This is a genomic window from Pseudomonas azotoformans (assembly GCF_900103345.1).
GTDB lineage: Bacteria > Pseudomonadota > Gammaproteobacteria > Pseudomonadales > Pseudomonadaceae > Aquipseudomonas > Aquipseudomonas azotoformans.
In genome coordinates this window covers 6024060-6044743 of the sequence record NZ_LT629702.1, presented here as the reverse complement: position 1 = coordinate 6044743, position 20684 = coordinate 6024060, and the positions used below count along the sequence as shown (strand labels likewise).

At 61.5% G+C, this 20684-nt stretch carries 18 protein-coding genes; 4 read left to right on the top strand and 14 right to left on the bottom strand.

The window, feature by feature from the left end; translation table 11 throughout:
* Positions 1-53: 53 nt before the first annotated feature.
* The 6 genes from BLR69_RS27350 to BLR69_RS27325 all read right to left on the bottom strand — a co-directional run bounded on the left by BLR69_RS27350 (position 54) and on the right by BLR69_RS27325 (position 7374).
* Entirely contained in the window at positions 54-1451 is a 1398-nt protein-coding gene (locus tag BLR69_RS27350) for a sigma-54-dependent transcriptional regulator (protein WP_071492688.1), read from the bottom strand.
* Entirely contained in the window at positions 1441-3210 is a 1770-nt protein-coding gene (locus BLR69_RS27345; RefSeq protein ID WP_071492689.1) for a sensor histidine kinase, read from the bottom strand. Before BLR69_RS27345 ends, BLR69_RS27350 begins: the two co-directional genes overlap by 11 nt.
* Positions 3210-4334, bottom strand: coding sequence for a GNAT family N-acetyltransferase (locus BLR69_RS27340; protein ID WP_071492690.1), 1125 nt, complete (start codon positions 4332-4334; stop codon positions 3210-3212). Before BLR69_RS27340 ends, BLR69_RS27345 begins: the two co-directional genes overlap by 1 nt.
* A 67-nt stretch (positions 4335-4401) precedes the next feature.
* The gene (locus BLR69_RS27335; RefSeq protein WP_071492691.1) at positions 4402-5289 is read right to left on the bottom strand and encodes an alpha/beta hydrolase; all 888 of its coding nucleotides are present in this window, start codon (positions 5287-5289) and stop codon (positions 4402-4404) included.
* Positions 5286-6680, bottom strand: coding sequence for an aspartate aminotransferase family protein (locus BLR69_RS27330; protein ID WP_016977483.1), 1395 nt, complete (start codon positions 6678-6680; stop codon positions 5286-5288). Before BLR69_RS27330 ends, BLR69_RS27335 begins: the two co-directional genes overlap by 4 nt.
* Positions 6673-7374 carry an MtnX-like HAD-IB family phosphatase gene (locus BLR69_RS27325; protein ID WP_071492692.1) on the bottom strand — a complete coding sequence of 234 codons (702 nt, stop codon included), beginning with the start codon at positions 7372-7374 and terminating at the stop codon, positions 6673-6675. The genes BLR69_RS27330 and BLR69_RS27325 overlap by 8 nt, the downstream gene beginning before the upstream one ends.
* 227 nt (positions 7375-7601) lie before the next feature.
* Between BLR69_RS27325 and BLR69_RS27320 the strand changes: the two genes are divergently transcribed.
* Complete coding sequence (locus BLR69_RS27320) at positions 7602-8372, top strand: MipA/OmpV family protein (RefSeq protein ID WP_071492693.1); 771 nt, start codon at positions 7602-7604, stop codon at positions 8370-8372.
* Between the two features lie 55 nt (positions 8373-8427).
* Positions 8428-9294, top strand: coding sequence for a fatty acid desaturase family protein (locus BLR69_RS27315; RefSeq protein WP_071492694.1), 867 nt, complete (start codon positions 8428-8430; stop codon positions 9292-9294).
* Positions 9295-9385: 91 nt separating this feature from the next.
* Here the strand turns inward: BLR69_RS27315 and BLR69_RS27310 are convergent, their stop codons facing one another.
* The 5 genes from BLR69_RS27310 to BLR69_RS27290 form a co-directional block, all read right to left on the bottom strand.
* Entirely contained in the window at positions 9386-9790 is a 405-nt protein-coding gene (locus BLR69_RS27310) for a DMT family transporter (RefSeq protein WP_058423798.1), read from the bottom strand.
* Positions 9787-10167 carry a DMT family transporter gene (locus BLR69_RS27305; protein WP_010212789.1) on the bottom strand — a complete coding sequence of 127 codons (381 nt, stop codon included), beginning with the start codon at positions 10165-10167 and terminating at the stop codon, positions 9787-9789. Before BLR69_RS27305 ends, BLR69_RS27310 begins: the two co-directional genes overlap by 4 nt.
* A complete protein-coding gene (locus BLR69_RS27300) occupies positions 10164-11084 on the bottom strand; it encodes an arginase family protein (protein WP_071492695.1) in 921 nt (306 codons plus the stop codon). Before BLR69_RS27300 ends, BLR69_RS27305 begins: the two co-directional genes overlap by 4 nt.
* A 185-nt stretch (positions 11085-11269) precedes the next feature.
* Positions 11270-11923 carry a DsbA family oxidoreductase gene (locus BLR69_RS27295; protein ID WP_071492696.1) on the bottom strand — a complete coding sequence of 218 codons (654 nt, stop codon included), beginning with the start codon at positions 11921-11923 and terminating at the stop codon, positions 11270-11272.
* Between the two features lie 55 nt (positions 11924-11978).
* Entirely contained in the window at positions 11979-12998 is a 1020-nt protein-coding gene (locus tag BLR69_RS27290; RefSeq protein WP_071492697.1) for an alpha/beta fold hydrolase, read from the bottom strand.
* Positions 12999-13180: 182 nt separating this feature from the next.
* Between BLR69_RS27290 and metR the strand changes: the two genes are divergently transcribed.
* On the top strand, positions 13181-14098 hold the full coding sequence (metR, locus tag BLR69_RS27285; RefSeq protein ID WP_071492698.1) for a transcriptional regulator MetR: 918 nt from the start codon (positions 13181-13183) through the stop codon (positions 14096-14098).
* Positions 14099-14105: 7 nt separating this feature from the next.
* Here the strand turns inward: metR and BLR69_RS27280 are convergent, their stop codons facing one another.
* On the bottom strand, positions 14106-14513 hold the full coding sequence (locus tag BLR69_RS27280; protein WP_071492699.1) for an NUDIX hydrolase: 408 nt from the start codon (positions 14511-14513) through the stop codon (positions 14106-14108).
* Positions 14514-14694: 181 nt separating this feature from the next.
* Between BLR69_RS27280 and BLR69_RS27275 the strand changes: the two genes are divergently transcribed.
* Entirely contained in the window at positions 14695-18837 is a 4143-nt protein-coding gene (locus tag BLR69_RS27275) for a DUF6543 domain-containing protein (protein ID WP_134434973.1), read from the top strand.
* 6 nt (positions 18838-18843) lie between these two features.
* On the opposite strand, the gene BLR69_RS27270 is transcribed toward BLR69_RS27275, so the two are convergent.
* Positions 18844-20190 (bottom strand): HD domain-containing phosphohydrolase, encoded by a 1347-nt coding sequence (locus tag BLR69_RS27270; protein WP_071492701.1) that lies wholly within the window; start codon positions 20188-20190, stop codon positions 18844-18846.
* A gap of 163 nt (positions 20191-20353) precedes the next feature.
* The gene (locus BLR69_RS27265; protein WP_071488679.1) at positions 20354-20626 is read right to left on the bottom strand and encodes a type B 50S ribosomal protein L31; all 273 of its coding nucleotides are present in this window, start codon (positions 20624-20626) and stop codon (positions 20354-20356) included.
* Between the last annotated feature and the right edge of the window lie 58 nt (positions 20627-20684).

The window sequence follows — 20684 nt, the reverse complement described above, 5'->3', positions numbered from 1 at the left end:
CTGACCCACTGCAATCGGGGGCAAGCCCCCTCCCACATTTGAACCTCGGTGTGTCAGCGGACGATCTTGTCGACCTGGATACCCAGCTTCTTCAGGCGATACCAAAAGCTGCGCTCGGAAATCCCGATCTTCGCCGCTGCCGCCGCCTGCACCCCATTGCTCTCCTGCAACGCCGCCAGGATATAGGCCTTCTCCACCTCCGCCAGCGCCGCGTCCAGGTCCTGGGGAATGCCCGGCCCGTCGCTGAGGATGGCGGTCACACCGCCCTCGCTTGGCTTGGACGCAAACAGGTAACCCGGCAGGTCGATGTCCTCGATTACCGGTGACGCCGCGACGATGGTCGCGCGTTCGACGCAGTTCTGCAGTTCACGGATATTGCCCGGCCAGTGATACGCCGCCATGGCCTGCAAGGCCTCCGGGCTGAAGCCGGTGATACGTTTGCCGGCGGTGGCGCTCAGGGTCTGGGCGAAGTGGCGGGCCAACGGTGCGATATCTTCCACCCGCTCACGCAAGGCCGGCAACGGGATCGGGAACACGTTGAGGCGGTAATACAGGTCTTCGCGAAACTCTTTGTTGGCCACCGCATCCAGCAGATTCTTGTTGGTGGCGGCAATCACCCGCACGTCCACCTTGCGCTCGCGGGGGTCGCCCACCGGCTCGATCACCCGCTCCTGCAATGCGCGCAGGATCTTCGCCTGCAACGCCAACGGCATGTCGCCCACTTCGTCGAGAAACAACGTGCCCTTGTCAGCCTGCTGGAAGCGCCCTACCCGGTCGGCCACGGCACCGGTAAACGCGCCTTTGCGATGGCCGAACATTTCGCTTTCCAGCAGGCCTTCCGGGATCGCTGCACAGTTGACCGCCACGAACGGTTGGTCGGCACGGCTGCCGTGTTTGTGGATGGCGCGGGCCACCATTTCCTTGCCGGTGCCGCTTTCGCCGGTGAGCAGGATGGTGGCGCTGCTGTCGCGCACCGAGTCCACCGCTTGCAGCACTTTGCGAAACGCCGGGCTGTCGCCCACCAGGCTGTCGAACTGCGCGTGTTCGTCCAGTTCGGCACGCAGGCGCGCGTTGTCGCGCATGATGTCGCGAAACTGCAGGGCCTTGGCCACGGTGATGTCCAGTTCGTCGATATCGAACGGCTTGGCGATGTAGTCGTAGGCACCGTTGCGCATCGACTGCACGGCGTTTTTCACGGTGCTGTAGGCGGTCATCACGATCACCGGTACGTGGGGGTAGCGCACCTTGATCTCGGCCAGCAGCGCCGGCCCGTCCATGCCGGGCATGCGCCAGTCGCTGATCACCAGGTCGATGTCTTCCTGCTCCAGCACCTTGAGCGCGTGCAGGCCGTTGCCGGCGATGAACACCTGCACACCGTTCTGGCCCAGGGCCGACGCCAGCAGGTCGCAGAGCTTGGGTTCATCATCGACTACCAGAATGTTATGCGTCATGACTGTCCTCGTCGTCTTCGCCAATCGCCGGAATGTACAGGCTGAAGGTGGCGCCGGCATCTTTCTCACTGGCGCATTCGATGCTGCCGTCGTGACTTTCCATGATCGAATAGACTTTGGCCAGGCCCAGGCCGGTGCCCGAGGCCTTGGTGGTGACGAATGGGGTGAAGATACGTTCAAGCATATCCGCCGGGATACCCTGGCCGGTGTCGGCGATGCTGATCACCGTGTTGTCGCCCACTGTGCGAATGCCCAGGGTCAGGCGCCCGCCTTCGGGCATCGCGTCGATGGCGTTGAGAATCAGGTTGAGGCACGCCTGCTTGAGTTGCTTGGCGTCGGCGTAGAGAGTCGCTCCCGGTGCCTGGTCATCGACACGGGCATCGATCGCGTGGGTGGCCAACTCCGGCGCGCAGAAGCCGAGGATCTCATCCACCAGCGCACGCGCCGGTTGCAACACCCGCAGCGGCGGGTTGGGCTTGGCGAAGTCGAGGAACTCGGTGATCAGGTCGTTGATGCGGCTGACCTCACTGACCACGTATTCCAGATGGCGCTTGTCGGTTTCCGCCAGATCGGCACGCCGGTGCAACAGCTGCGTGGCCGTCTTGATGATGCCCAGCGGGTTGCGGATCTCGTGGGCCAGGCCCATGGCGACTTCGCCGAGGGCGTGCAGGCGATCGCGTCGGCGCAACTGGGCTTCAAGGTGATGCAACTCGCCCAGGCGCTCGGTCATGTGGTTGAAGGTGCTGCTCAACTGGGCGAGCTCATCGCCGCCGCTGACCAGCACACGGTGTTCGTAGTTACCCGAGATCACTGCGTCCACGCCCTGGGACAGGTCCCGCAGCGGCTTGGTCAGGCGCCGCGACACCAGCACCCCCGCCGCCAGCGACAGGGCCGAGCTGAGCAGGAAGATAAGCAGGAAAAGGTTGCTCTGGTTGACCAGCCCGACCAGGCTGGTGTGGCGCAACAGGCCGCTGAAAATCACGCCCTGCAAATCTCCCGCATCATTGAAGATCGGCCAGTACAGCCCGCTGTAGTTATTGGTGAACTGCTCGCTCGGCTGGCGGGTGCTGCGCATCGCCGTTTCGACGCTCTTGGGGATGCGCGAGGGGTGATCCACGAAACGCTGGGTCGAGAATATCTCGGAGAAACCGTCGGGGTTGGCCAGGTACAGGCGCAGGTCGAGGGAGTGCACATCGGCCACGCTAGTGAGGAAACTGCTGTCCAGGTAGGTGGCAACCAGCAAAATGTAATCGATACCGTCACGGCTGGTCTCGAAGGTCGACACCACCAGGCCGGTGCTCACACCGGCCACCTGCACCGTCTGTAATACCGCATTACTGGTCAGATTGATCTGTTTGACGATGTCATCGGAGGCAGTGCTGAACTCCACTTTGTGGTCGCTGGCGCGAATCAGCGCGACCACGTCGATATCGGTCGCGTCGGCAATGTCGGCGGTCAGCCGGTCGTGCTTGGCGGCTTGGCGGCTCGACGGCGGGCTGGTGTAGCGCAGGAACAGTTTGGCCATGCGCGCGTTGTCGTGAAGGATGTCGCCGATCTCGTCCTTGACGATCTTGGTCGACTCCTGCAGCCAGATGCGCACGTTGCTGTCGAAGATCTGCGACAGCGTGGTCGCGGCCAGCTCGGCCGCGATCATGGTAGGGATCACGCTGACCAACCAGAACGCCAGCACCAGCTTGCGCTGGACGCTCCAGCGCGAAATGGCAAAGGGGCGGGCTTTCTGGCGGGTCTTGGTGATCATCAGGTTTCGCTTATCGCAGCAGCCATGGCAGGGTCGGAACGGTCCGGTCGAATAAACAGTTTTACAAGCTTGAGCAGGCCGTTGACCAGCCGGTTGCGGTGACGGAAAAACACACTGTTGCCCTGAAACTCGCAGCCCAGGCGCAGCTTACTGGCATACCCGGCCTGCCCGCACTCATACACCGCAATATTGTGTTGAATACAGTAGTCGACATTGGTCAGCCAGCTGCGGAAGTACAGGTTGTAGTCGCGGGTAAACGCCACGTCATGCCCGAAAAACTTGTCCACCAGGCGGTGTTCGTCGACCAGGATCAGGTTGAACGCCACCAGTTGCTCGTCCACCCAGTAAAGAACACAGATCGCGCGCTCATCCAGGCGTTCGAGTACGCCGGTGAAGTAACCGGCGGGCAGCCGTTCGAACTGCAACTCGGCGCGCGTGAGCGTGGCTTCGTACAGGCGCATGACCTCGGGCAGCACGTCGTCGATATTGCGCCGCCACTCCACCCGCGGCCCCGGCGCACGCAGCTTGCGACGCAGGTCCTTGCGCGTGGATTTGCCCAGCGAACCCAGGTAGGCATCCACCGAACCGTACGGCAATGGCAACACGCCAGTGGGCAAGCTCGGCATGCTCTGGAAGCCCGCCGCGCGGCAGCTCTGGAGCCAGTGCGGGTCTTTGCTCGGCGCATCCTTGACCGCCACCAGGCCGATGCCGAAATCATCGGCATCCTGGCGTGCGGCCTCCAGCAAGTGCTTGAGCAACAGCGGACGCTGGGCATCCGGCACGCTGCTGGCGAAACCCACGTCGCAGCGCTCGGCCACGGGCGATCCGAGGGCATACAGCCCCAATTGCAAAAGCCCCGGCCACAGCCGCTCGACACGCTCGGTCAAGCGCTTGCCGGCGCCCGACACCGTGGTGTCGAGGCGATAATGCGTGATGAACGCGGCAGCTACGGCCACCAGCGTTCCATCTTGATAAACCGCGAGATAACGCCACTGGAAATCATCGATGGCGGCGTTTTCCACGGCGACGTAATAGTCCCAGTCCTCCAGCGCACCCGGGAAACAATCGTTCCAGGCACTGCGCTGGATAGCCCGGATGGTCGGGAAGGCTTGGGCGGTGATCACATCGTTTCCTTTTCGCTCGCGTCCCTGTAGGAACGAGCTTGCTCGCGAAGAACCCACAGACACCGTGTCAAGCCAGGCTGTACGCGTTATCGTTGACGATTTTCGCGGGCAAGCCCGCTCCTACAGAAGTGGTGTGTTGTTCGACGAACTCCGCACTCAACTCGATCACCCGGCGGTATTGCAGGTCGACGGTGATCATGTGGTAGCAGTTGTCCAGCAGGATCTTGGTCACCGGCCCGCCCAGGTGGCGTTCCACGTAGTCCGCGTTCCAGCGGCTGGTGATGTCGTCCTCGATGGAGTGCAACACCAGCGCCGGTACGTTGATCTTCGGCATGCGTTTCTTGACCACGGCGTTCATCCGGTGCAGCTCGCGCACGGTGATGCCCTCCATGGTCAGCAAGCCCGCTTCGCTGCTTTCGCCTTCCTTCATCTGCCGCTCGACAATGCCGCGCAGGCGTTCGTTCTTGATGCCGTACGGCGGCTTCTCTTCGAAGCGGCAGATGTGCACGCCGAACGGGATTTTCATCAGCAACGGCGTAAGGAACGCCAGCTTGTTGATGCTCCAGCCGTCGTACTTCAAGGTGGTGGAATACATCAGCAGCCCGGCGACTTGCCCCGGGTGTTCGGCGGCGACGTACATCGACATCACCGCGCCCATCGACAAGCCACCGACAAACACCTGCTCGTGACGCTGGCGAACCTGCACGAAGGTCTTGCGCACCCCTTCGTACCAGTCCAGCCAGCCCGTGGCCTGCAGGTCGCTGTTGTCACCGCAGTGCCCGGCCAGGGTGGGCACGTACACCGTGCAATTGCCCACCTTGGCCAGGCCCTTGGCGACCTGGCGCAACTCCGTCGGGGTGCCGGTCAGGCCGTGGATCAACAGGATCCCGACCGGACCGTCACCGAGAACGAAACCGGCATCACCTTCACCGAGGTCGATCCCGACGCTGTTCACCGGTTGGTCGCCCGCACCAGCAGTTGCTCCAGCAGCTTCAGGCCCAGCTCGATTTCCGGGTAGCTGATTTCCAGGGACGGTGCCAGGGTGATCACGTTCTTGTAGTAACCGCCCACGTCGAGGATCAGGCCGAGTTTCTGGCCATCCACCACCATGTCGCCCTTCATGCCTTCTTCAACCATGTAGTCCAGGGTCGCCTTGTCCGGGGTGAAGCCATCCGGCCCGCAGATTTCGCAGCGCAGGGCCAGGCCCAGGCCGTCGACGTCGCCGATGATCGGGAAACGTTTCTGCAGGTCCTGCAGGCCTTCGAGGAAGAACTTGCCCTTGGCCATGACCATCGCGCCGTAGTCGACTTCGTTGGTCATCTTGAACATTTCCAGGCCTACCGCCGTACCCAATGGGTTGGAGGCGAAGGTGGAGTGGGTCGAACCTGGCGGGAAGATCTTCGGGTTGATCAACTCTTCACGGGCCCAGATGCCGCCCAGGGGGTTGAGGCCGTTGGTCAGCGCCTTGCCGAACACGATCACGTCCGGCTGTACATCGAAGTGTTCGATCGACCACAGTTTGCCGGTGCGGTAGAAGCCCATCTGGATCTCGTCGGAGACCATCAGGATGCCGTGCTGATCCAGCACGTGCTTCAATTCGCGATAGAAGTTCATCGGCGGGATCACGTAGCCGCCGGTGCCCTGGATCGGCTCGACGTAGAACGCGGCGTATTCGCTGGAACCGACCTTCGGGTCCCACACGCCGTTGTATTCAGTCTCGAACAGGCGGGCGAATTGCTGCACGCAGTGGCTGCCGTATTCTTCCTTGGTCATGCCTTTGGGGCCACGGAAGTGGTACGGGAACGGGATGAACTGCGCGCGCTCGCCGAAGTGGCCGTAGCGACGACGGTAGCGGTAGCTGGAGGTGATCGACGAAGCACCCAGGGTGCGCCCGTGGTAGCCGCCCTCGAAGGCGAACATCAGGCTCTTGCCGTTGGTGGCGTTACGCACCACTTTCAGGGAGTCTTCGATGGACTGCGAACCGCCGACGTTGAAGTGCACGCGACCGTCGAGGCCGAATTTCTTCTTGGCGTCGACCGCGATCATTTCCGACAGCTCGATCTTGCCCTTGTGCAGGTACTGGCTGGCGATTTGCGGCAGCGTGTCGATCTGTTGTTTCAACGCGTTGTTCAGGCGCGGGTTGGCGTAGCCGAAGTTGACCGCCGAGTACCACATTTGCAGGTCGAGGTAGGCCTGGTCTTCGGTGTCCCACACGTAGGAGCCTTCGCAACGGCTGAAAATACGCGGCGGCTCGATGTAGTGAACGGTGTCGCCGTAGGAGCAATACTTGGCTTCTTTGTCCAGAAGGATCTGGTCTTCGGCGGTAGCGATACGGATATCAGACATGGTGGAAGAGTTCCTGGTTGTCAGCAGCAGTAAAGGTGGTGGCGTTGGCGGCGATGCCCTGAGGCAGTCGGGCCAGCAATGCAGGCAGCTCGGCAAAGGTGTCGAAGCGTGCGTGAGGAATGTTGTTGGCTTCGCAGTACTTGGCGAGGCTGCCCTTGGCGAACACGAAGTCAGCGGTGGAGGCCACGCACATGTCGGACTTGCCGTCGCCGATCACCAGCACGCGCTTGTTGCGTGGGGTGGACTTGCACTTGCAGTTGCCGGAAGCGGCACGGCACGCGTCGCTGGAATACGGGAAGTCGATGCGCCAGCTGTTCTGGTCGACCTGGCGCAGGCGGTTGGCCAGGATCGGCAGCAAGGTCACGTAGTTGCGCGACAGGATGCGGGCGATGCCCTGCTCGATGCCGTCGCTGACCACTTCGATGGTCGCGCCCAGTCCCATGACGTGGTCGACGAAGTCGGGGAAGTCCGGGTCGATTTCGACGCTGTCGAAGTACGCGAGCAATTCGGAAGGTGTGGCCTTGATCAGCGCCAGTTGGCGGCTCAGGCATTCGCGTGAACCGATATGCCCATCCAGCCATTCCTGTTCGATGGTTTCCCATTCGGGGCCGGCGAAGCGTTGGAGGACGTTGTCGATGACATCGGTGGGGGTAATGGTCCCGTCGAAGTCACACACGATATGCCACTGGATCATCGTTGTTTACCTTGGAGGAGCGCGCTGTGTGCGCTTGCACCAGAGGTAGAGCAGGGACTGTGCCAACTGGCCATCACCCAGCAGGGCCGGGGCTTTGGCGCGTATCGAAGGCGAAATGTGTCTTCCAAGCTACAATTTTTGTAGCTTGCTACAAACAAGATGAGTGCTTGCGTGAAGCTGGCCCTTCGCGCGTTCATGCGCACGTAATCAATCAAGGAACCGTGACCATGTACAGGATCACATGCGCTGCATTCGCCGGTTTGCTTGGCCTGTGGAGCTTTTCAAATGCTGCCCTGGCCGAAGGCATCACCGGTGAAGTGGGCGCAGGCCTCAGTTATCAGCCCCATGACCCCACCGCCAGCCGCTACGAAACCCGCCCCGTGCCCTACCTGGACCTGGACTGGGGCAGCGTCAGCCTGAGCACCGATGACGGTTTGACCTGGAGTGCGCTCAACACCCACGGCTTTACCGCCGGCCCCTATATCAATTACCTGTCGGGGCGCACGTCCAATGGCGATCTGCAGGGCCTGCGCAATGTGTCGGACATGGCCGAGGTAGGTGGCTTCGTCCAGTACGCCCCAGCTGATTTCTGGCGGGTCTACGCGCAATTGGGGCAAGCCGTGGGCGGTGGGCATTCGCAGAGTGGCGCCCTCGGCAAACTGGGCGGCGAACTGGGCTACCCGCTGGGTGGCGGGATCATCGGCAGCAGCGGGCTGGTGGCGCATTTTGCCGATGCACGCCAGACCAACACGTTTTTTGGCGTGGATGACAACGAGGCCGCCGCCACTGGCTTTCGTCCCTACAACGCCAGCGGCGGTTTCCAGAACGTGACGCTGACGCAGAGCTTCGAGTTTCCCCTGGCTGCCAAATGGTCGTTGTTGACCAGCGCGAGCTGGGTGCATCTGGTGGGTTCGGCAGCGGACAGCAGCATCGTCCGGCAGACCGGCGACGTGAACCAGGGCCAGGTGCAAACAGCGATCAGCTACAAGTTCGATTAGGTTGGTCTGGGGTTTGCAATGAAGGCCTGGAATCCATTTTCCCAGGACACTTTTCATGGCTCGCCCCGCTTACCGCCTGCTGCACCACTCGCTCTGGGACCTGGTGCCCATCGTCCTGGGCCTGGCACATTTCGCGTTTGTCGTCTGGCTGGTTGCCGCGTTCCATAGCCTGAGCTGGTGGGCCCTGGTGCCGCTGGCGCTGCTCTACGCGGTGAGCCTGTCGTGGAGCATCAACAGCATCTCCCACAACCAGATCCACAACGCCTACTTCACCCATCGCGCCATGAACCGGGCCTTCGACCTGCTGCTGTCGGTGACCATCGGTTTCTCCCAGACGCTCTACCGCGACATCCACAACCGCCACCACCGTGGCAACGCCGACCTGCCGGGGCCGGATGGCAAGACCATCGACCCGCTGTCGATCTACCAGCGTGGTCGCGATGGCCAACCGGAAAACCCGTGGGCCTATACCTTCCTGAGTTTTTTCCGCGACGACCCCAAGCCCTTCTATGACGAGATGAAGCGCAAACGCCCGGCCGATGCGCGCTGGGTGAAAGTCGAGATCGGTGTGACCGTGGCGTTCTACATCGCGCTGGCGTTCTACAACTGGCAGGCGGTGCTGTGGCTGTTGCCGTTCTGGTACCTGGGCCAGTGCCTGTCATCGCTCAATGGCTACTACGAGCATTTCGGCGGCAACCCGGACCTGCCGATCGCCTGGGGCGTGAGTTCCTACAGTGTGTTGTACAACCTGATCTGGATGAACAACGGCTACCACGCCGAGCACCACTACCGGCCGAAGATGCACTGGACCAAAGTGAAGGCGTTTCATCGGGAGATTGCCGAGCAGCAGCGTGAGGCGGGGGTCAAGCAGCTTCCGGTGTCACACGGGTTGGGCTTTCTGGTAGCGCACCGCAACAACTAGGGCTGAAACCGGGATTTTGTGGTGAGCGAGCTTGCCTCGCGCGGGGCAAGCCCGCTCACCACAAAAATCAAATCAAACCAGACCAAAGTGATCAGTTTTCTTCGCCTTCCGCCAGGAGGGCTATACCACCGATAATCACCGCCACCCCCACCCAGTGCAGCGGGCTGATATGTTCCCCCAGCCCCAGCCACGAACCCAGCAACACCACCACGAACACCAGTGAACTCAGCGGAAACGCCAGGGACAGGCTGCTGCGCCGCAGGATCAGCATCCACACGAAAAACGCGCCGATGTAGCTGGCAATCGCCGCCAGGATCCCAGGGTTGCGCACCACCTCACCCAGCCACTGCCAGTTGAAATCCATCTGCCCCAACTGGTCGCCAGCGACTTTGGTAAACAACTGGCCGGCGCTTTCCGTGCAGATCAGCAAGGCCCACAGCACCACCGTGCCCAAACGCCCATGCAACCATCCGGTATTCATCGTTTGCGTACTCATGCCTGACTCCCTGCAATCGCCACCAACATCACACCCAAGGTAATCACCAGCGTACCGAGCCAACGGCGCCGGCTGACGGTTTCGCCCAGCACCACCTTGCCCGCCAGCACCACGCCGCAATACGCCAGCGCGGCCGCCGGAAACAGCAGGCTCAGCGGCGCGCGCGAGAGGGCTTCGAGCCACACGAAAAATTCGATGGCATAGGCGCCGATCCCCGCCCATAGCAACGGCGCATTGAACACCTGGCCCCAGAACGCATTCAGGCGAAAACCACCGTCCAGTTCAGGCAAACGGTCCAGGCCGATCTTGAAACACAGCTGGCCAATCACATCGAGCACGATGGAAAACGCCACCAGCAACACCACGGTCAAGGTCACGGGAACAGCTCCTCAAACAGATCGATCAGGGCTTCATTGGTCGCGGCATTGCGCTGCAAGTCTTGCGCACTCCAGCGCTCGGGCGGCGGCTGGTCGGACTTGGCTTCCCAACGCTTGAAGGCATTGCTGAACGCCGGCGTGGCGAACTCGCCGCACACGTCGATGCCGATGATGCGCTTGCGCGCCGCCAATGCGCGCAAGGCTTGCAGCAGGTGGGTCAGGCGCATGCCACCCTGGTCCCAGTTAGTGGCGGCGTCTTCACTGGCGAGCACGTCTTTGTCGATGGTGATCCAGATCGCCTCGGTGGGCAGGCTACCGATCATCTGCTCCAGGAATGCCGCCCAGTCCAGCTCGGCCAGATTGCGCCAATGCAGGTGGTTTTCCTGCTGCTGGTGGCCGGCACCGTCCCCTACCCGCCCCCAGACTTTGGAGGGGGCATGCTGCCAGGGAAACAACTGCAATTGCCCGCGCTTGAGCGCCCCGAGGTTGCCGCCCCGCAGTTGTGGGTTGTGCAGGTCGTCGCTGCACGGGCCGAGGGTGACGATGCGTTTGATCGCCGGCATCTTCAGCGCGCGGTTGACCCACGAACCACAGTGGCGCTTGGGCGCAAAGCGCACCCAGTCGGGGTGGTTGTCGAAGTGGATCAGGCTGATGGGCTCTTTCAAATCAGCCAGGAATGCCGGCGTGAGGTGGTGATAATCGCCGGAGCCGACAAACAGGATTTCCGGCCGTGCGTCTTTGGGCCGAGGCCTTTGGGCCAGACGTTCGGCGAAGCGCTTCCAGGTTTTTTCGGTGGACCACAGGCGCAGCTTGGGGCCCAGGTCCAGCAGGTCGATACGGTGGGCGCGGCCACTGGCCAGGCGCCGGGCAATCGGTGCCTGGCCGGTGAGGCTGTGGTCGAGGTCAAGAATGTTCAAGGCAGTGTCCCTTAAGGCTTTAAAGGGTCAATGCAAGGGACGGGCCAGCACCTGTTTCAAGACCAATGGAGAACAATGTGGGAGGGGGCTTGCCCCCGGTAGCAGAGTGTCAGTCAACACATGTCTTGACTGAACCACCGCTATCGGGGGCAAGCCCCCTCCCACATTTTGACCTGCGTTCGGCGTTAGTTTTTGGATTCGCTGATGATCTGCCGGATGGCGCCTACAAAAGCTTCCGCCGGCTGCCCACCGCTGACGGCGTACTGGTCGTTGAACACGATGGTCGGCACCGAGGTCACGCCACGGGAGATCCACAGCTGTTCCTGTTCACGGACTTCGGCGGCGTACTCGTCGCTGGCCAGAATCTCGGCTGCACGCTGGATATCCAGCCCGACGCTCTCGGCAATGATCGCCAGGGTCGCGTGGTCGGACGGGTCCTGCCCATCGGAGAAGTACGCCTTGAACAGCGCTTCCTTGAGGTTGTACTGCAAACCTTCCAGACCGGCCCAGTGCAGCAGGCGGTGCGCGTCAAAGGTGTTGTAGATGCGGCTCTGGCCGTCGGTGCGGAACGCAAAGCCCAACCCGGCGCCCATGTCGCGGATGCGTTCGCGGTTGGCCTGGGATTGCTCGGCGGTGGAGCCATATTTCTCGGTGATGTGCTCGACGATGTTCTGCCCTTCGGCGGACATGTTCGGATTCAGTTCGAACGGTTGGAAGTGGATCTCGGCTTGCACGTCGGCGCCAAGCTGGTCGAGGGCTTCGGTCAGGCCGCGCAGGCCGATGATGCACCAGGGGCAGGACACATCGCTGACGAAATCGATTTTCAGGGGAGTACTCATGGCAGGCAACCTCGCTGGCAGTAATGCGCCGTAAAGGTTGCACGATACACCAATGTCACAACACCTTCGAAGGCTCGCCCAGGTCAATCTGCGCCCAGTGCGCCGCATCTTCGCGATGGGCTTGCAGGTACGGCAACACGGCCGTCAACAGTGGCGCCTTGAACGCCTCCTGGAACCGATGGGCCATGCCGGGAATCAGCTTCAACTGGCTGCCCTGGATATGCGCCGCCAGGTGCACGCCGTGCATCACCGGCAGCAACGGGTCGGCAGTGCCGTGCACCACCAGGGTCGGCACGCGCAGTTGGTTGAGCAACGGCACGCGGCTCGGTTCGGCGAGGATCGCCATGATCTGGCGCTTCACGCCGTCCGGGTTGAAGGCGCGGTCGTAGGACAGCGCCGCCTGGTGCAACAGCGACTGGCGATCATCCTTGACGTTCGGGCTGCCCAGTGCGGCGAGCAAGTCGGCCTGCTGCTCCAGCGCCACTTCACGATTCGGCGCGCTGCGTCGCGACAACAGTTGCACCAGCGCGGCATTCGGTGCGGGCAGGCCTTCGGCGCCGGAGCTGGTCATGATCAGCGTGAGGCTCTCGACCCGTTGCGGCGCCATGGCGGCCAGGTGCTGGGCGATCATCCCGCCCATGCTCGCGCCCAGCACGTGGAATTGCTGGACCTGCAACGCGTCCATCAAACCGATGGCGTCATCGGCCATGTCGGTCAGCGTATAAGGCGCCGCCACCGGGAGGCCGAGCTTGTAGCGCAGCACTTCAAAGGTCAGGTTGGCGTTGGCCGGGGCCTGGCGCCAGGTGGACAGGCCGACGTCTCGATTGTCATAGCGAATCACCCGGAAACCTTGCTGGCACAAGGCAACAACCACCTCGTCGGGCCAGTGGATCAACTGCCCGCCCAGGCCCATCACCAGCAGCAAGGCAGGGTCGGACGCACGGCCGATGCTCTGGTAGGCGATGCTTACCTGAGCCAGGTCGACCGTTTGGGTCGGGACATTGACATCACATCGAGAAGCCGCAAAAGACGGCAGGCCGAACACTAAGGCGGCCAGTAAAAACAACACGCGCATGAAAAACACCGAAACGCAGAACCCCAGTAGAGCGCGAGTCTGATGAAGTTTGTTCAAGCGCGCTGCCACAGTTGCGTGACAGTTTGATGAAGAGCGCTCAACGGTCATGGTCGACACGGCTTGCAACATGAGACAAACTCACGCCATTCCGATTCGTCACAAATTATGTTCATGGAGAACCCGTGCTCGAGATCCGCCACCTCAAGACCCTGCACGCCCTGCGCGAAGCCGACAGCCTGGTGGAAGCCGCCGAACGCCTGCACCTGACGCAGTCGGCGCTGTCCCACCAGTTCAAAGAGCTGGAAGAACGCCTGGGCATGCCGCTGTTCGTGCGCAAGACCAAACCGTTGCGCTTCACCAGCGCCGGCCTGCGCCTGCTGCAACTGGCCGATGCCACCCTGCCGCTGCTGCGCGGCGCCGAACGTGACATCGCGCGCTTGGCCGGCGGCACCGCCGGGCGCTTGCACATGGCGATCGAGTGCCACAGTTGCTTCCAGTGGTTGATGCCGACCATCGATCAGTTCCGCGATGCGTGGCCGGAAGTCGAACTGGACCTGGCCTCGGGGTTCGCCTTCGCGCCGCTGCCGGCCCTGGCCCGTGGCGACCTGGACCTGGTGGTGACCTCCGACCCGCTTGAGCTGCCCGGCATCACCTATGTGCCGCTGTTCACCTATGAAGCCATGCTCGCGGTGGCCAATCAGCACCCGCTGGCTCACAAGGCCTACATCGTGCCGCAGGACCTGCTGACCGAAACCCTCATCACCTACCCGGTGGAGCGCGACCGCCTGGACATCTTCACCCGCTTCCTGGAGCCGGCGGATGTGGAACCCGCCCAGGTGCGCACCTCGGAACTGACGGTGATGATGATGCAATTGGTGGCCAGCGGCCGTGGCGTGTGCGGCATGCCCCATTGGGCATTGCATGAGTACAGTTCGCGCGGTTACGTGAAGGCCAAGCGCCTGGGCGAAAAGGGTCTGTTTGCGACCCTGTACGCCGGCATCCGCGCCGACATGCTGGATGCACCGTACATGCGCGACTTCCTGCTGACGGCCAAGGACACCTCGTTCTCCACCCTGGATGGGGTCAGCGCGGTGCGCTGAGCGGAGATCACCGGGTTTTCAATTCTCGGTAGAACGGCAGGATCACGTCGCGCGTCAGCGGTGCCAGGTGCAGTCCGCCATCGCCCATCGGATCGATCCAGCGTACTTCTTCGATTTCCGCGGCGGGCGTCACTGCGACGTCGATGTGCACCTGGAACAGGTCGGCTTGTACGGTAAAGCCTGGTTCGTTGACCGCCGGTGCCGAGAACTGGCCGAGGTACTGCGCGGCACTGGGCTCAATCTGCAGGTTCAGTTCTTCGTGAAGCTCACGGGCCAAGGCTTGCGCAGGTTGCTCGCCCGCATCGATCTTGCCGCCAGGCTGCATGAAGGCCTGGGTGCCGCGCTTGCGCACCAGCAGGGTCTGGCCGTCGCTGCCGATCAGGAGGGCAGCGGCGATGCGGATAGTCATGGGCATGTAATAAACACCTGAGGAGAAAAGCCGGCAAGGATTACACGCGCCTGCGCGCCAGGCAATTGATCGCTCCCGGTCGCCGCCGCACCGACACACATGCACCGCAACGCCCTTGAGCGCCAACCCTAGACTCCGAACTCAGATTCAGCCGTGCGCGGCACGCGCCCTTCATACGAGTTCACACATGCACAGTTCATTACCCCCCTCCCCTCCCGACAGCGCACCTGTCGACCCCTTGCAACCCGTGACCATGCCGGTGGTGCCAGCGGCCCATCAACCCATCGACCAGCAGCAGACGCAGCTCATCCAGGCCCTCGCCAGGCTCAATGCCCAGACCGACGCGCTGCTCCAGGAACAGCCGAGCCTGGAAACGGTGTATCAGCAGCAATTGGCCGCGGTGTTTCCCGACTTGCCTCGGCCCATCCATCCAGATCGGATTTTCTACAGCCGCTACCGCGAAGACGCCGACGGCGAAAAACAACTGCTGGGCAGTGAGTCCCTTGGCTCACTCCTGACCCGATTAAGAAGCCCCGACGCAGACGCCTATCTGGCACAAGAAAGCGGGGCCTTCTACCGGGAAAGCGATACGGTGGAGGAAGACAAACGCCTGTCCCCCGCCAGCCCGACCGCGACACTGGCCGGCGTGCTGGAAATAGCCTTGACGATCAAGCTCAATGAGTTCTGGACATTCCGCGAAAGCGATCAACCCACCACCGAGGCACAGTTGGTCGCCTTGCGTCGCCAGGTACTGGCCCATCAATTGGCCTTGCGCACGCTGGACGGCACCTTATCGGCGGCGGCGCGGGCGCTGGCGGACAGCGTCTTGAAATACCCGACGGCGGCGGCACGGGAAACGCTATTCCCCGCCGGCCAACGACCCGGCGCCTACAGGCTGGCCTTGGAGAACGGCAGCGCATTCGCCGGCGCGTTCATCCTCAATAACACGGGCGGCACACCGCCACAGGGGCAGGTATTGCTCTTCAGTCCAGGCGAAGGATTCGAGGAGTTTGAGCACCTGGGGCAGTTGAATCACACCGTGGGGGCACGCTTGAACGCAGGTGGATCGGCCGGCCAGCGGCTGCTCGCCAGCCTGCCATTGGCCGATCAAGCCCCTCTGGCCAGCTTGCCCGTGCTGACCACTAACCCGCCGCTGATCGAAGCGGATGTGCTTGCAGACCATATCCACTCACTGCGGGTGCGGCAGTACTTCAATACCCAAGCGACCCTGCGCAAGGATCCATTGCCACTGGCCGGCGACCTCGACAGGGCCGCCGACCTGGCGCCCCAACTGGATGTCTCTGCCGCCCTGGCGAGCCGCAACCTGCGCCTGGTGGCGCCGCGTGACCCCGACTGGCTGACAGCGGCCAGCCCGGCCGACCGGCAACAGTACCAGCAACTCGAAACCGCCCTGATTGACAGCCATGAAGTGCTCGCCCCCCTGCTGGAGAACATCGCGCCATTTGCCGTGTTTGCCGAACAGGAAACCGGCAAGGTGCTGAAACTGCAAAAACCGGAATATGCCGCTGTCGACCTGGCGCCCTACAAAAGCCTGGTCAGGCTGCGCGTGAGCGCCTCGATGGAGGTCAAGGTCACGGGCTATCGCGATGCGGCCTCCGACGTCGTGTACATCAGCGAAGACCCGCAAATCGACATCCCGCAGGTGCTGCCAGAGCGCACGCTGACCTTCGGCACCTGGAACGCAAAAGTCGTGGTGGACCTGCGCACACTGGGCAGTTACGCCCGGCGCAACGTCGACCCGTGGTCCGCCCATGAGCTGCACCGGACGATCAGCGCCAGCGCCGACATTGTCGACGCCTCGGGACAAAAGCGCGGTCGGCTTGAGGATGCCGATCTACGTGCGCTCGCCCGACAGGCGGATGTTGGCACACAGTACGAGGCGTACCTCAGGTCGGCCTTCTTGCCCCATGGCGAGGGACGCGCCTTTGCCAGCGCCTGGCAGCGGGCGAGCGCGGCGGCATTGCGCAAGGATGCGCAGGAGAGCCGATTGAACCCGGCGGTCTACGAATTGTTCAGCTTCAAGACGCCCGGCGGTGGAATGGACTGGATAAAAGCGGTTGCCGAGTATCCCGACTCGACCACCCGCCCGCCTGTGGGCCGATCCGATATCGAGGTCAACACGCTGGTCATGGGGGGCGGATTGGAAGGTGGCCAGGGCGGCCAGGTCATCAATGGCGTACTGGTCATCCAGCGCAAAGGCACCAAGCCGGGCGGCGTCTGTGTCCTTTACACCCCGCAGGCTCCCGACAACGCGCCCTTCCGGGAACTGGTGCTGGGGCTGGTGGAACTCGACGCACTGAAGGCCAAACCTGAATGGCGCGCCTATTTCACCCAGCGCATGGCCACTGGCGATGCACGGGAACTGGCGCGGATTTTCAGCGATACCCGTAGCGTGCACCGCTATGCCGTGACGCCAATTACCGGTGATCTGCATGCGTACCTGTATTCGGCGCAGCTGGGCTTTCAGCTCGCCCATGCCGACTACCGTTCGCGGACCAACGCGGAAATTGCCCTTGAATCGGCGGCAAATGGCTTTCTGTTTTCCGTCGAAGTGGCCGACTTCCTGCTGGGGCTGTCACTGTTCAAAACCCTACGGAGCGTAGCCCATCGCTACATCGTCAGAGGGGTGAACAACGCGCAGAAACTGGGCCGTGCCATTCCGGGGCTGATCCGGAAAATCGGTGCAGACAAAACACCCTACATTGCCATCGCCAAGCCCTCTATCCGACCGCTGGACCCGGCCTGGGTCGATGTGGCGAGCTACCGACTGCCGAAACAGATCGATGCGCTCTTCGACGTCGACGACTTTGCCCAGACCCATCAGTACAGGCTGTCCCGCAGACTGGGCGCGCCCAGTTTCATAGACAGTCGCAACCAGCACTTTATCGCCATGCGGGCTGAGGATGGTCGCTACCATTTGTATGCGTCCTATGTGGAGGACGGTGCCCGGTATGTCAAAGACCCGACGGGGATCAACGTAGACTTCATGGTGGTGCCGGGAGATGCAAAAAGCTGGAAACCGCGCTTTGAACGAACCACGCGAGGCGGCGGAGCGGTATTGGGTGTGCTGAGAACGCGTACGCCTGAACAGCAAGTGGATGATGACTTGCTCGCCGCATTGCGCATGTTTTCACCCGCCGAGCACGGCGAAGCGCTGCTCAAGGAACTGACGGTCCTTCAGAAACGTCGGCTTTGGGATAACGCACTGCAACAGTTGAATGTCGATGAAAGCACCTTACGGCGCATTGTCTGGGGGCAGCAGGGATCTGCGCGTCCGCCCCAACTACGCCAAGCCTTGTTAATGATTGAATTCGACGCGCACGTTTACACGCACCTGAACAAGACCACTCATTTTTTATCCGAACACCTGACGCTCTCGCCCATTGAACTGGACAATCTGTTTATAAAAATCAAACGTCTCATCGGAAAGAATGATGACTTCGCCAAACATATCAGGGCGTCGATCAGTATTGCTGACCACGATACGGGCGCAAAACTCGTCGGCTACGCATTCACCTACAAGCAACTTAAAAGCCTTGATAAATTCGACAGGAAATACCACCTGTCGACGTGGAGCAACGACACTATCGAGGCGTTCTTGAGAGAAAAAGGACGACGAGAGATCGTCGAGAAAATAGCCGCCAATCACAAAATAACTTTCAATGACGCACTGCAACAATTGCTGTCCAGCCCCAAAAGTAAAGAAGCGCTGGAAGCGTTCAGAATCGAAAAACGCCACGAGCTTCTCAATACACTCGGCGTCGACTCTATTTCCGATGACTTCAAGAAATATGGAGTTCCTTACATTGCATTGTCTTACGGCGAACGCACCGGAACAGCCTCTGGCTTAAAAGTAATCGACAGTGTCACCGTCGCTGAATTTGAAAAAACCATTCCGAAGTTTTCAACACCGTTGGAATTGACCCCGCCACGCCCCCGCACACACAAAGTTGAAAAACCATCGGGGCGACCCGACATTTCCCCCCCGCCTGCCCCCGTACCACCCAACGAGGCGGCCACCAACATCGTCAAGCTGGACGAACTGGCAGAAACGCAGCTACCCCTGTTACCCACCAATGCCAAAAACAAACTTGAGGAGATCATCCAGGATATCCAGGGCGGCCGTATCAGTCGGAAAAAAATTGGCGCCAATACCTATGTCGACTTACCCCAGCTGGATCCAGGCTCGGGCCGCGGTTCATGGCGCGTAGCGTTTGAGAAAACCGGCAAGGAAGGCGAGAGAGATGTCTATCTGCTCAAAGGCATCTATGACTATCACGCCAGCCGGCGAAGAGTCTGGGGCGTTTAGAAGACGCTACGTCAATAACGGCGCCCCATCGGGCACCTTGATAAACACGCTGTACTTGGCCCCTTCCATCGCCTCGAACGCGATCAGCTTGTCCACCAGCGGCAGGTTCAGCACCTTGCCGGCGTTGAGCAGCAGCATGCCGTTGTCGGCGTTGAGGTTGCGGGCCAGGACCATGCCGGCCTCCAGCTCGCGGGTGGTGAACACCTTGACCGTTGGATCGCCCAGCGTCACGTCACTGAGAAACGCCGCGCAGGCCAGCACAAAATCTTCAACCAGCTCCGGATCATAAAGGCGCCCGGCGTACTTGCGGATGTACAGCAGCGCTTCATCGCTGTTCATCTGCCGCTCAAGGATCAGGCCCTTTTGCAATTCGATGAAATCCACCGCCAGCTTGAGCAGGCGAGAACCGAAAGGAATCGCCTCGCCCTTGAGATGGTCGGGGAACCCTGTACCGTCCCAGCGTTCCTGGTGATGGCGAATGATCCGCGCCGCATCCTTCATCGGCTCCAGGGTCATCAACAGCGATTCGCTCTGGCCGGGGTAGCCTCGGTAACGCTCGCGGTCGGTGCTGTGCAGCAGGTCCGACGGGGAGGCCATCATGCTGTCGCTCCAGCTCAGCTTGCCGATGTTGTAGAGCGCGGCGGCCATGGTCAGGTCGCGGTTGCTGGCCTCGTCCAGGCCATGGGTGTTGCACCAGGTACGCACCAGTTCGATGATTTGCCGGTTGGTCTGTTTGGACCGGGGCAGGCGCAAATTAGCCAACAACGAAAACACTTCGGCACCGGTGGCATAGCTGTGCTTGAGCTCTTCATAGGCCAGGTCGAGCATGTCGGCGGTTTGCTGCAGCTCGCTGGTACGCGCGGCCACGCGTTTTTCCAGGGTGGCGTTGAGCTGTTTGAGTTCATCGTTCTGCTGCTGGATCAGGTGTTCGAGGCGCAGGCGTTCACGCTCGGAACGCTGATGGGCCAGGGATTGGCGCAGGGCCAGCAGCAACTCTTCATCTTTCCAGGGTTTACTGAGGTAGCGATAGATCTCGCCTTCGTTGATGGCTTTCACGATCAGGGTCAGGTCGGTCTCGCCCGTCAGCAGAATACGCACGGTGTGGGGGTAATGCTGGTGGATATGCGCCAGCAATGAAGCGCCATCCATGTCCGGGAGGCGCGCGGCGCTCACCACCAGGTCAACGGGTTGGCGGGCAAGGATGGCCAGGGCATCGGCGGCACATGTGGCGCTGTACAGGTCAAACGGCTCGACCCGCAAGAGTTGCGTGAGGCTGTGGAGTACATCCGGGTGGGCATCGATCAGCAGCACCACGTCACGGTCGATATCGGTGAAAGTAACTGACTCTCCCATGGGACACCTCGGATCGTCGGTGTGCGTTCCTTAGGTTCGGGGCTGCCTCCTGGCGATTACTGAGTAGTTTAGTCGGTTTTACACGAAGTGATGGCCTTTGGATATCAACGCAAAAAAGCCGCTCCAGAAACTGGAGCGGCTTTCGAGGTGAAGCGTCTGTTCCTCACGCCTCGGCTTTTTTCGGGCTCGAACCAAACGACGCGAACCGCTTGTTGAACCCGGCGATCCGCCCTTCGGCCTGGGTCTTGCGCTGTTGGCCGGTGTAGATCGGGTGCGAGGCGCTGGACACGTCCAGCGGGATGTACGGGTAGGTGTTGCCGTCGCTGTGTTTATGGGTGCGGTCGCTGTCGGCGGTGGAGCCGATCAGGAAGAACACATCGGCGGCGGTGTCGTGGAACAGCACGGTGCGGTAGTCGGGGTGGATACCAGCTTTCATAAGGCCTCCGGGGCGTCTGGGTGCGAAATATGCGTTATACAGTAACATAAATGATGCA

Excerpts from the sequence above, each read along its gene's own strand:
- BLR69_RS27350 (WP_071492688.1), bottom strand. The coding sequence starts at position 1,451 with ATGACGCATAACATTCTGGTAGTCGATGATGAACCCAAGCTCTGCGAC.
- BLR69_RS27295 (WP_071492696.1), bottom strand. The coding sequence starts at position 11,923 with ATGAGTACTCCCCTGAAAATCGATTTCGTCAGCGATGTGTCCTGCCCC.
- BLR69_RS27315 (WP_071492694.1), top strand. The coding sequence starts at position 8,428 with ATGGCTCGCCCCGCTTACCGCCTGCTGCACCACTCGCTCTGGGACCTG.
- BLR69_RS27270 (WP_071492701.1), bottom strand. The coding sequence starts at position 20,190 with ATGGGAGAGTCAGTTACTTTCACCGATATCGACCGTGACGTGGTGCTG.
- BLR69_RS27320 (WP_071492693.1), top strand. The coding sequence starts at position 7,602 with ATGTACAGGATCACATGCGCTGCATTCGCCGGTTTGCTTGGCCTGTGG.
- BLR69_RS27310 (WP_058423798.1), bottom strand. The coding sequence starts at position 9,790 with ATGAGTACGCAAACGATGAATACCGGATGGTTGCATGGGCGTTTGGGC.
- BLR69_RS27280 (WP_071492699.1), bottom strand. The coding sequence starts at position 14,513 with ATGCCCATGACTATCCGCATCGCCGCTGCCCTCCTGATCGGCAGCGAC.
- BLR69_RS27325 (WP_071492692.1), bottom strand. The coding sequence starts at position 7,374 with ATGATCCAGTGGCATATCGTGTGTGACTTCGACGGGACCATTACCCCC.
- BLR69_RS27275 (WP_134434973.1), top strand. The coding sequence starts at position 14,695 with ATGCACAGTTCATTACCCCCCTCCCCTCCCGACAGCGCACCTGTCGAC.
- BLR69_RS27345 (WP_071492689.1), bottom strand. The coding sequence starts at position 3,210 with ATGATCACCAAGACCCGCCAGAAAGCCCGCCCCTTTGCCATTTCGCGC.
- BLR69_RS27290 (WP_071492697.1), bottom strand. The coding sequence starts at position 12,998 with ATGCGCGTGTTGTTTTTACTGGCCGCCTTAGTGTTCGGCCTGCCGTCT.
- BLR69_RS27265 (WP_071488679.1), bottom strand. The coding sequence starts at position 20,626 with ATGAAAGCTGGTATCCACCCCGACTACCGCACCGTGCTGTTCCACGAC.
- BLR69_RS27330 (WP_016977483.1), bottom strand. The coding sequence starts at position 6,680 with ATGTCTGATATCCGTATCGCTACCGCCGAAGACCAGATCCTTCTGGAC.